10 protein-coding genes (1 of these 10 cut by a window edge) are annotated in these 10995 nt (G+C 72.9%); 1 reads left to right on the top strand and 9 read right to left on the bottom strand.

The genetic code is table 11. The annotated features are described in order from the left end of the window. Nucleotides 1-1000: the 5' portion of a stage II sporulation protein M gene (locus ACE1OA_RS21110; RefSeq protein WP_384874843.1), read on the bottom strand. Its footprint begins 8 nt before the window's first position; only the first 1000 of its 1008 coding nucleotides appear in the window; its start codon is at nt 998-1000; the stop codon falls past the left edge of the window. A 119-nt stretch (nt 1001-1119) separates the two neighbouring features. Between ACE1OA_RS21110 and ACE1OA_RS21105 the strand changes: the two genes are divergently transcribed. Continuing rightward, nucleotides 1120-2160: an RDD family protein gene (locus ACE1OA_RS21105; protein ID WP_386543907.1), complete on the top strand. Its 1041-nt coding sequence runs from the start codon at nt 1120-1122 to the stop codon at nt 2158-2160. A 40-nt stretch (nt 2161-2200) separates the two neighbouring features. Here ACE1OA_RS21105 and ACE1OA_RS21100 read toward each other — a convergent pair whose 3' ends face one another. The 8 genes from ACE1OA_RS21100 to ACE1OA_RS21065 form a co-directional block, all read right to left on the bottom strand. Next, nucleotides 2201-2884 (bottom strand): hypothetical protein, encoded by a 684-nt coding sequence (locus ACE1OA_RS21100; protein WP_356780286.1) that lies wholly within the window; start codon nt 2882-2884, stop codon nt 2201-2203. Nucleotides 2885-3039: 155 nt separating this feature from the next. Further along, nucleotides 3040-4497 carry an adenosylhomocysteinase gene (gene ahcY / locus ACE1OA_RS21095; RefSeq protein WP_356609379.1) on the bottom strand — a complete coding sequence of 486 codons (1458 nt, stop codon included), beginning with the start codon at nt 4495-4497 and terminating at the stop codon, nt 3040-3042. Nucleotides 4498-4849: 352 nt separating this feature from the next. After that, nucleotides 4850-5827: a cation diffusion facilitator family transporter gene (locus ACE1OA_RS21090; RefSeq protein WP_356609381.1), complete on the bottom strand. Its 978-nt coding sequence runs from the start codon at nt 5825-5827 to the stop codon at nt 4850-4852. Between the two features lie 112 nt (nt 5828-5939). Then, nucleotides 5940-7091 (bottom strand): mannose-6-phosphate isomerase, class I, encoded by a 1152-nt coding sequence (gene manA, locus ACE1OA_RS21085; protein WP_356609383.1) that lies wholly within the window; start codon nt 7089-7091, stop codon nt 5940-5942. A gap of 43 nt (nt 7092-7134) precedes the next feature. Continuing rightward, entirely contained in the window at nt 7135-8286 is a 1152-nt protein-coding gene (locus ACE1OA_RS21080) for an SIS domain-containing protein (RefSeq protein WP_356780281.1), read from the bottom strand. A gap of 274 nt (nt 8287-8560) precedes the next feature. Further along, on the bottom strand, nt 8561-8746 hold the full coding sequence (locus ACE1OA_RS21075) for a Trm112 family protein (RefSeq protein WP_356780279.1): 186 nt from the start codon (nt 8744-8746) through the stop codon (nt 8561-8563). A gap of 117 nt (nt 8747-8863) precedes the next feature. Further along, nucleotides 8864-10231 (bottom strand): phosphomannomutase/phosphoglucomutase, encoded by a 1368-nt coding sequence (locus tag ACE1OA_RS21070; protein ID WP_356609389.1) that lies wholly within the window; start codon nt 10229-10231, stop codon nt 8864-8866. A gap of 132 nt (nt 10232-10363) precedes the next feature. Beyond that, nucleotides 10364-10837 (bottom strand): DUF3499 domain-containing protein, encoded by a 474-nt coding sequence (locus ACE1OA_RS21065; protein ID WP_356780275.1) that lies wholly within the window; start codon nt 10835-10837, stop codon nt 10364-10366. Nucleotides 10838-10995: the final 158 nt, after the last annotated feature.

The following is a 10995-nucleotide window of genomic DNA, read 5'->3' as shown; positions in this document are numbered from 1 at the left end:
CGATGGGCAGCTCCGCGCTGCGGTCGCCCTCCTCGACGTCGCCCGTGTCGCCGGCCCGGGCGGCGCGGCCTCCCAGGATCCAGACATAGGCGAGGAATGCCAGTTCAGCGGCCACGCCGATGCCGATGCGCCCCCAGGTCGGGAGACCGGACGGGGTGACGAAGCCTTCGATCAGGCCGGACAGGAAGAGGACCAGGGCCAGGCCGATGGCCATGCCGACCGCGGCGCGGCCCCGCTCGGCGAGTGCCGCACGGCGGGTCGTGGGGCCGGGGTCGATCAGGGTCCAGCCGAGACGCAGTCCGGTGCCGGCGGCGACGAAGACGGCGGTCAGCTCCAGCAGGCCGTGCGGAAGGATCAGGCCCAGGAAGACGTCGAGGCGGCCGGCCGAGGTCATCAGGCCGATGCCGACACCGAGGTTCAGCATGTTCACGAAGAGGATCCCGATCACCGGGAGCCCGAGGAACGCGCCCAGCACCAGGCACATGGCGGCGGCCTGGGCGTTGTTCGTCCAGACCTGCGCGGCGAAGGAGGCCGCAGGGTGGCTGGAGTAGTAGGTCTCGTACCGACCGCCCGGCCGGGTCATCTCGCGCAGGTCCGCGGGGGCGCCGATCGCCGCCTGCACCTCCGGGTGGGTGCCGATCCACCAGCCGATGAGCACGGCGACCAGGGTGGAGAGGACCGCCGTGGGGACCCACCAGTGGCGGGAGCGATAGACGGCGGCCGGGAAGCCGGCGGTCAGGAAGGCCGCCGCGTCGCGCCACGAGGAACGTCGGGTGCCGGTGACCGTGGCGCGGGCGCGGGCGACGAGCTGGGTGAGCCGGGCGGTGAGCATCGGGTCCGGAGCACTGGACTGGATGAGCGAGAGGTGGGTCGCCGTGCGCTGGTACAGGGCGACGAGCTCGTCGGCCTCGGCGCCGGTGAGCCTGCCGCCCCGCCGCAGGAGGTGGTCGAGGCGGTCCCACTCGGCGCGGTGGGCGGTCACGTAGACATCGAGGTCCATGATTCGGCTGCTGCTCCAGGCACTGGTGCGTACGGGTCCGTACTACTGCGGCGCGCTGCGGGTCAGCTTGGCAGACTGTCGTACCGAGGGGTCGGGAAGGCCGGAGAAGGGTGGGCACCGTGAGCGGGGTGGTGACGGGGGACGCCGTCGTACTGGGCTTGCAGCCGGCACGGTTGCCGAGTCGGGCGCTGGCGCTGCTCCTGGATCTCGTCGTGGTGTGGGCCGCGTATCTGCTGATCGGTGTCGGTCTCACGGTCGCGACGGCCTCGCTGGACGAGGCCGCGCGGACGGCCGTCTCCATCGCCTGCTTCCTGCTGGTCCTGGTGGGGGCGCCGATCGCGGTGGAGACCCTGTCGCACGGGCGGTCGCTCGGCAAGCTGGCCTGCGGACTGCGGGTGGTGCGGGACGACGGCGGCCCGATCCGGTTCCGGCACGCGCTGGTGCGCGGCGCGATGGGGGTCGTGGAGATCCTGATGACGTTCGGCACCGTCGCCTGCATCGCCTCGCTCGTGTCGGCGCGCGGGCGTCGGGTCGGGGACGTCTTCGCCGGGACGCTGGTCGTGCGCGAGCGGTTGCCGGCTGGGCGGACCGCGGCCGTTCCGCCGCCTCCGCCGTGGTTGGTGGGGCGGTTCACGGAGCTGGACCTCTCGGCGGTGCCGGACTCGCTGTGGCTGGAGATCCGGCAGTACCTGACGCGGATGCGGCAGCTGGACCCGGCCGTCGGGCAACGGCTCGCGGAGCGGCTGGCGGACGAGTTGGTGGCGCGGACCGGGACGCCTCCGCCGCCGGGGGTTCCCGCGGCGGGGTATCTGGCGGGTGTCGTCGGCGAGCGCCAGGCGCGCGACGCCCGGCGCGCCTTCGCGGCGACGGGACCGGTGGGTGTGTCGGGACGGCCGGCCGGGGCACTGCCCGGGGCCGCGGGAGTCGTGGGACCGGGGGCCGCGGCGGCGTCGGTGGGTCCTGGTGGCAAGGATGCGGCCGGAACCGGGGTGGTGCCCGGTGGTGGAGGCTCGGGGTTCACGGCGCCCGGGCCGCGCGACGTCGCACCGGGGGCGGTGCCGGCCGCTCCGGCCGGGGATCCGGCCGGGACTCCGGTCGCCGGGCCGGCGTCCGAGGACGGACCGGCGGCTCCCGCGACGGGCTTCGCCCCGCCCGCCTAGGTCCTGTCCGGGCGATCTTCTCGGCCCCTGACGACAGGCCCTAGTCCTCGGAGGGGCCGGGCTCCGGGAACTCCTCGGAGTGGTCCTGGTCGAAGCCCTCGGACGAGACCTCGGGGAAGACGGACGGCGGGGACTCCAGGTCCTCGAGTTCGATGCCGGGGGCGGAGAGGACCACGTCCCCGGCGATGTGCACCGTGTGCCGCTCCCCGGTGTCCAGGCTGTCCACCCGGTACTCGTCCACGGTCAGCGGGCCGTTGTCAGTGGTGTGCGCTTCACTCTTCACCAGCGACCAGGACTGGTCGACCGTGAGGGGGGCGAGCACCGGATCCGTGAAGGCGACGAGCCGGACGCGGGTCGCGGGGGAAGCGGGGGTGAGACGCAGGAGTCGCGTGAGCGCGACGAGGAACGCCGGGGACGTGCCGGTGAAGGCGTGGGCGCGCACATTGCCTTCGGTGGCGTGGGTTCCGGTGGGGTCCGTACGGACCCAGGTGACGCCGTCGAGGGCCGCGCCGCGGACCTGCCAGCTCGCGGCGTGCAGTTCGAGGCGGATGGGGCGGCCGAGTTCGTCGACGGCCAGGTCGACGGAGCCGGCGTGGTCGCCCGTGGGGGTGGTGGTCTGCGAGACGTACCGCCAGCCGGAGGGGCCGGGCGCGCAGTGGAAGTGCTCTTCACCGAGGGGGGTGTGATCGTGCGGGTCGTGGAGCGAATAGCGGCCGCGGGGCATGGGTCCTCGGTGTGCTTCCTGGGGGGTGGGGCCGCGTGAGGCGGCCCCTGGGGACGAGGCAGGCCCCCGGCACGGGGGTGCGGGGGCCTGCCTGATTCCTCTACGGGTGCCGGGGACGGGCGCGTGTCAGTGCACGCGCTCCGTCGGCCGTGGCATCAGTAGCGGTAGTGGTCCGGCTTGTACGGGCCCTCGACCTTGACGCCGATGTACGAGGCCTGCTCGGGGCGGAGGGTCGTGAGCTTCACGCCCAGCGCGTCGAGGTGGAGGCGGGCGACCTTCTCGTCGAGGTGCTTCGGGAGCACGTAGACGTCGGTCGGGTACTCCTCCGGCTTCGTGAAGAGCTCGATCTGGGCCAGGGTCTGGTCCGCGAAGGAGTTCGACATCACGAAGGACGGGTGGCCCGTGGCGTTGCCCAGGTTCAGCAGACGGCCCTCGGAGAGGACGATCAGGACCTTGCCGTCGGGGAACTTCCAGGTGTGGACCTGGGGCTTGACCTCGTCCTTGACGATGCCGTCGATCTTGGCCAGGCCAGCCATGTCGATCTCGTTGTCGAAGTGGCCGATGTTTCCGACGATGGCCTGGTGCTTCATCTTGGCCATGTCGGCGGCCATGATGATGTCCTTGTTGCCGGTGGTCGTGATGAAGATGTCGGCCGTCTCGACGACGTCCTCGAGGGTCGCGACCTGGTAGCCGTCCATCGCCGCCTGCAGGGCGCAGATCGGGTCGATCTCGGTGACGATGACGCGGGCGCCCTGGCCGCGGAGCGACTCGGCACAGCCCTTGCCGACGTCGCCGTAGCCGAAGACCACGGCGGTCTTGCCGCCGATGAGGACGTCGGTGGCGCGGTTGATGCCGTCGATGAGGGAGTGGCGGCAGCCGTACTTGTTGTCGAACTTCGACTTGGTGACGGCGTCGTTGACGTTGATGGCCGGGAAGAGCAGGGTGCCCTCGGTCATCATCTCGTAGAGGCGGTGGACACCGGTGGTGGTCTCCTCCGTCACGCCGCGGATCTCGGACGCGAGCTGGGTCCACTTCTGGGGGGACTCGGACAGCGTGCGGTTCAGCAGGGTGAGGATGTAGCCGTACTCCTCGGAGTCCGCCGTGGACGGGTCCGGGGCCTCGCCGGCCTTCTCGAACTCGACGCCCTTGTGGACGAGGAGGGTGGCGTCACCACCGTCGTCCAGGATCATGTTCGGGCCGCCGGTGGGGGTGTTCGGCCAGGTCAGGGCCTGCTCCGTGCACCACCAGTACTCCTCCAGGGTCTCGCCCTTCCAGGCGAAGACCGGGACGCCGGCCGGCGCCTCGGGGGTGCCGTTCGGGCCGACGGCGATGGCCGCGGCGGCGTGGTCCTGGGTGGAGAAGATGTTGCAGGAGGCCCAGCGGACTTCGGCGCCGAGGGCCACCAGGGTCTCGATCAGGACGGCGGTCTGCACGGTCATGTGCAGCGAGCCGGTGATGCGGGCGCCGGCGAGCGGCTGCTGCTCGGCGTACTCGCGGCGGATCGACATCAGACCGGGCATCTCGTGCTCGGCGAGGGTGATCTCCTTGCGGCCGAAGGCCGCCAGGGACAGATCGGCGACCTTGAAGTCCTGCTGGTTGGCGACAGTCGTCATGACTGGGCTGCTCCTCGTGGATCGGTTGCGAGGGTTCGGTTGAAGCGCCTGACACCGCAGCTCGGGGACGTGCGGGCATACGAATGCCCGGTGTTCCCGGGGTGCAGTCGTCGGAGGCCCTCTCTCCCTCGGTCGGCCCCGTGGGCCGCCCGACCGCCATCAGCAGCGACGTCTGGCTGTTCTCGAATCTACACCGATCGGCCGAGCGACCCACAGTCCGCCCGGGGCCGGGATTCGGCCGGTTCCGGCCTCGACAGCGGCCCGGAAGGTGCCGTCGCGGGCTCGTCGCGGGCACCGGAAGGCCCCCGGACCAGGAGGTCCGGGGGCCTGGGGGACGCCGTGGGCGACGAGGTCAGTGGCCGGTGTCGGGGCCCTCGCCGCCGGGGGTGGCGGCGGGGTCGGGGCCGGCCGCGGCGGCCTTCTCGTCGTAGACGTCCGGCTCCAGGTAGATGACGCGGGCGATCGGGACGGCGGCACGGATGCGCGCCTCGGCCGCGTCGATGGCGCGGGCGACCTCGGCGGCCGTGTCGTCGTGCTCGACGGCGATCTTCGCGGCGACCAGGAGTTCCTCGGGGCCGAGGTGGAGGGTGCGCATGTGGATGATGCGGGTCACCGTCCGGCCGTCGACGACCGCGGCCTCGATCTGCTTCACCTGGTCCACGCCGGCGGACTCGCCGAGGAGCAGCGACTTGGTCTCGGCCGCGAGGACGAGGGCGATGAGGATGAGGAGGACACCGATGCACAGGGTGCCGATGCCGTCCCAGACGCCGTCCCCGGTGGCGAGCGCCAGGCCCACGCCGCCGAGGGCGAGGACGAGGCCGACGAGCGCGCCGAGGTCCTCCAGCAGGACGACGGGGAGTTCGGGGGCCTTGGCCCGGCGGACGAACTCCGTCCAGGACAGGCCGCCGCGGATCTCGTTGGACTCCTTGATGGCCGTGCGGAAGGAGAACGACTCGGCGATGATCGCGAAGACGAGGACCCCCACCGGCCAGTACCAGGCCTCGATCGGGTGCGGGTGCTTGATCTTCTCGTAGCCCTCGTAGATGGCGAACATGCCACCGACGGAGAACAGGACGATCGAGACGAGGAAGGCGTAGATGTAGCGCTCGCGGCCGTAGCCGAAGGGGTGCTGGGGGGTGGCCTCGCGCTTGGCCTTCTTGCCGCCGAGCAGGAGCAGGCCCTGGTTGCCGGAGTCGGCCAGGGAGTGGACGCTCTCGGCGAGCATCGAGGACGAACCGCTGAAGAGGAACGCCACGAACTTGGCTACCGCGATCGCGAGGTTGGCGGCGAGTGCCGCCACGATCGCCCTGGTTCCGCCTGACGCGCTCATGGGTGTACGACTTCCCTTCGTCGATGCTCCGGCTGTGCCGTGGTGCGGTCCGGTCCCGTCCCGCGATCGGATCGTGTGACCCGGTCCGGTGATCCGGCCGCACATTCTTGCATCAGGCCGCGACGGTGGCTCTGAAGACCGTCCCCGGTCCGGACAGCGCGACCTCTTCACCGGCCGGCACGAACACGGACTCGCCGGGGGCGAGGGTCTCGTCGCCGGCGCGGGGGCGGCCCGCGACGGCCAGCAGGATCTGCGGTGTGCGGGCGGTGACGTCGGTGGGGGCGGCGCCCTCGGCCCGGACGAAGCGGGAGAGCCGGAACTCGTCGATGGGGATCTCGTAGAGCTCCTCGCCGGACGGCGACGCCTCGGGGCGCAGGACGGCGGGCTCGCCCGGTTCGAAGCGGGTGACCGCGAGGAGTTCGGGCACGTCGATGTGCTTGGGCGTGAGGCCGCAGCGCAGCACGTTGTCCGAGTTGGCCATGATCTCGATGCCGAGTCCGTCGATGTAGGCGTGCGGTACGCCGGCCCCGAGGTAGAGGGCTTCGCCGGGCTGGAGCCGGACGTGGTTGAGCAGCATCGCGGCGAGGACGCCGGGGTCGTTCGGGAAGTGGTGTGCGAGTACGGCGTACGGGGCGTGGGCGCCGCCGAGCCGGGCGGCGGCGGTCGCGGCCTCGGTGACCGTGGGGGCCAGTTCCTCGCGGTCGGCGGACAGCAGCGCGGTCAGCACCTCGCGCAGCGCGGCCTCTTCGGGGTGGGCGTGCAGCAGGTCGACGTACGGCTTGAGGGAGTCGACGCCGAGCGCTGCGAGGGCGTCGGCGGCCTCGGTCGGGGGCCGGAAGCCGCACATGCCGTGGAAGGGGGTGAGGGCGCAGATCAGCTCGGGCTTGTGGTGGGGGTCCTTGTAGTTGCGCTGGGGGGCGTCGATCGGGATGCCGGCCGCCTCCTCGGCGGCGAAGCCGGCCTGTGCCTGGGCGAGGTCGGGGTGGACCTGGAGCGAGAGCGGCGATCCGGCGGCGAGCAGCTTGAGGAGGAAGGGCAGGCGGGGGCCGAACTTCTCGACGGCGGGTGCGCCCAGTTCGCGTACGGGGTCGGCGTCGATGAGCTCGTTGAGGGGCCCGCGCCCGGTGCCGGAGGGGGCTCCGGGATGGGCGCCCATCCACATCTCGGCCTGCGGCTCGCCGGTGGGGGCGATGCCGAGCAGTGCCGGGATGGCCGTCGTGGAGCCCCAGGCGTAGGGGCGGACGGTGTTGACGAGGCGGTCCATGGAGCCTTCCAGCTTTTCTCGTGCGCGTAAGGCGGTGCGGGCGTCAGGCGGGCGGCGCGATGCCGGCCGACGCCAGGGAGAGGTAGACGGCGGCGAAGTCGGTGACGGCGAGGAGTTCGGCGAGCGCCTCCAGCTCGGTGCCCTCCTCCGGTTCGAGTTCGCTGATGGCGGTGTCGTGGCTGAGGGCGAGTTCGCGGGCGGCGGGGGCGGCGGTGAGGCCGCCGGTGGGCCGGTCCCGGATCAGGACGACGCGGGCGCGCAGGGCCTGGGGTTCCTCGACGCGGTCGCGGAAGAAGTCGTCGGGGTCGGCGCCGGCCGCGTAGTCGCCGGCGAGGAGGACGCCGTGGGCGGGCAGGGCCTCGGGCAGTTCGGCCGCGAGGGCGGGCAGGCCGGCGAGTTCGGCCAGGACGGCGGCGAAGCGGCGGCCCGCGGGGGCGGCGGCGTCGCCCTCGGTCCAGATCAGCGGCAGCGAGTCGGCGAGCTCGGCGGCGAGCGTCTTGGCGGGGTTGCTGTAGGTGGCGATGGCCGGGCCGCAGCGCTCGGCCGTGCGGTCGAGGCGGTCGGCGACCTTCTCCAGGACCTCGGGCGGTGCTTCGAGGAGGCCGACCTGGTCGAGCAGCGCGAGCAGCGGGGTGAACAGGGCCCACAGGGCGCCGGGGCCGACGGCGAGGACCTCGGTGTACTCGTCGGGGCTCTCGTACGGTGCGGTGGCCATCGGGACGAACATGCCGTGGGAGCCGTTGACGGCCTCGGTGAGGGGCGAGCTCTGCGGGGCGACGGCGACGACGGTGATGCCGCGGCGGTACGCCTGCTCGGCGAGCAGGGCGAGGCCGGGCTCGGAGCCGTCGGTGGTGGGCATCAGGAGCAGGTCGACGGAGCCCGCCCAGCCGGGGAGCGCCCAGCGCAGGGCGCCGGCCACGGGGGCGACGCCGGTGGGCTGGAGGCGGATGACGGGGGCCGAGGCGCCGGCGAGGGCGCCGACCAGGTCGGCGACACCGGCGGCCGCGGTGCCGGGGCCCGCGACGAGGACGGCGCGGGGCCGTCCTTCGGGCCGGAGGTCGGCGATGCCCGCCTCCGCGGCGTGTCGGGCGGCGGTCCGTACCCGTGCGCCCGCTTCGGCGGCGCCGCGCAGGAGGCCGCGGCGGTCGGCGAGGGCGAGGGCTTCCGGTGCGTCGAGGAGGGTCTCGTCCAGCATGGGGCCTCCGGGGCGGGGCAGGGTGCGGGGCGTACGGGCCGGTTGCGAAGCTGCGGAGCTGGGTGGTGCCGGATGGAGCGTGGTGCGGCCGCGGGACCGCGGCCGGGCCGGTGTGTCGCGGGGGCCACGGCCAGTGGCCGGGCGGGAGGTCCGTCGGGTGCGGTCGGCCCCGTGCCGGACCTCGGTGTGCGGGTCGCGGGGGTACGGGGTTCGCGGCGGTACGGGGTCCGCCCGGCGGGCCCCGTACGGGCGCGGTGACACCCGCCGCCGGCGGCTACTGGGCCGGGCGGCGGGCCTCGTCGACGAGGAGGACCGGGATGCCGTCGCGGACCGGGTAGGCCAGGCCGCAGTCGTCGCCGGTGCAGACGAGCTCGGGGGTCTCGTCCGCCGTGCGGTCGTCCAGCGGCGCGTGGCAGGCCGGGCAGGCGAGGATCTCCAGGAGGCCGGCTTCGAGCGGCATGAGGTGGTCCCTTCGAACAAACGGTGGTGGTGCTGCCCTTTGGGCCAGGTCAGCCTACCGCCGGGGGGCGGGCCGCGCGGCTCGGCGCCCGGCCCGTTCCCCGGCGGGAGAGCGGCGTCAGTCGGTCGCGCGGACCAGGGCCAGGACCTCGTCGCGGAGCTTGGCCATGGTGGCCTCGTCGCGGGCCTCGATGTTCAGCCGGAGCAGCGGCTCGGTGTTGGAGGCGCGGAGGTTGAACCACCAGTCCTCGGCCGTCACCGTCAGGCCGTCGAGCTCGTCGAGGGTGACGTCGTCGCGGGAGGCGTACGCGGCCTTCACCTTCGCGGCGCTGGCGGCCTGGTCGGCGACGGTGGAGTTGATCTCGCCGGAGCTGCTGTAGCGGTCGTACGCGGCGGTCAGCGCCGACAGCGTGCCGTCCTGCCCGCCGAGGGCGGCGAGGACGTGCAGCGCGGCCAGCATGCCCGTGTCGGCGTTCCAGAAGTCCTTGAAGTAGTAGTGCGCCGAGTGCTCGCCGCCGAAGATCGCGCCCGTCTTCGCCATCTCCTCCTTGATGAAGGAGTGGCCGACGCGGGTGCGGACGGGGGTGCCGCCGTTCTCGCGCACGACCTCCGGGACGGACCAGGAGGTGATCAGGTTGTGGATGACCGTGCCGCCGGGGGTCTTCGCCAGCTCGCGGGCGGCGACGAGGGCCGTGATCGCGGACGGGGAGACCGGCTCGCCGCGCTCGTCGACGACGAAGCAGCGGTCGGCGTCTCCGTCGAAGGCGAGGCCGAGGTCGGCGCCCTCGGCGCGGACGCGGGCCTGGAGGTCGACGATGTTCTTCGGGTCGAGCGGGTTGGCCTCGTGGTTCGGGAAGGTGCCGTCCAGCTCGAAGTACATCGGCACCAGGTCCAGCGGGAGACCCGCGAAGACGGTGGGGACGGTGTGGCCGCCCATGCCGTTGCCGGCGTCCACGACGACCTTGAGCGGGCGGATCGCGGTGAGGTCGACGAGCCCCTTGAGGTGGGCGGCGTAGTCGTCGAGGGTGTCGCGCTCGGTGACCGTGCCGGCGGTGGCGGCGGCCTCGGGCGCGCCCTGCTCCGACCACTGCTCGACGAGGGCGCGGATGTCGGCGAGGCCGGAGTCCTGGCCGACGGGGGCCGCGCCGGCCCGGCACATCTTGATGCCGTTGTACTGGGCGGGGTTGTGCGAGGCGGTGAACATGGCGCCCGGCAGGTTCAGCTGCCCGGACGCGAAGTACAGCTGGTCCGTCGAGCAGAGCCCGATCAGGGTGACGTCCGCGCCGAGGCGGGCCGCGCCGCGCGCGAAGGCGGACGACAGGCCGGGCGACGAGGGGCGCATGTCGTGACCGATGACGATCGCGTCCGCGTCCGTCACCCGGACGAACGCGGCGCCGAAGAGCTCCGCGAGCGTCTCGTCCCACTGATCCGGCACCACCCCGCGGACGTCGTACGCCTTCACGATCTGCGACAGATCAGCAGCCACGGAACAACCCTTCTGAGTTCTCGGCACGCGTATGCGGCGCGTGTACGGAGCGCCCAAACTACCCGGGCACGGTCCGTGGACCGCAGACCGAGGGGTCGGTACCGGCGTGAAAAGGAGGTTCCGGGAGTCCGGTCAGGAGTCGGGGGAGCGCAGGACGCGCAGGTGCCCGCGGCGGCCGATCTCCATCGGGTCGCCACCGCGGCCGCCCTTGCCGCCCGCCTCGGCCGCCCGCTCCTGGGGGCGGGCCGCCTCGCGTACGGCGTTGGCGAGGGCTTCGAGGTCGTCGCCGCTCGGGCGGGTCGGGGCCGACCCGTCGGTGAGCCGCACGACGTCCCAGCCGCGCGGGGCGGTCAGACGCTCGCTGTGTTCGGCACACAGGTCGTAGCAGTGGGGCTCGGCATAGGTGGCGAGCGGGCCGAGGACCGCAGTCGAGTCGGCATAGACGTACGTCAGTGTCGCGACGGCAGGGCGGCCGCACGCGGTGCGCGAACAGCGACGTACAGGGCTCACGACGTTGGACGGTACCGCACTCTTGAGCGGGCCGCGACGACTCTCCCTCAGGTCACTCCACCGTGTCGCGTTGTGAGGTCCGACACGACCGATCATCGGGCGTCCCTCCTGACCTGCGGGGGAGAACGGGGCCGCAGGCGGGGACCGGAGCCGATTCGGACATCCTTCGGAAACAATCCGGTCAAGGACCGCCAGATGGCCGATCGCGGACATCCATCGGATCGAGCCCGTGCTTGGCCGGAACGCTCAACAAA

It is taken from the genome of Streptomyces sp. JL2001 (genome assembly GCF_050917515.1).
In the GTDB taxonomy this organism is placed as follows: Bacteria; Actinomycetota; Actinomycetes; order Streptomycetales; family Streptomycetaceae; genus Streptomyces.
The sequence above is the reverse complement of the archived record's forward strand: the minus strand, read 5'-3'. Positions and strand labels throughout refer to the sequence as shown.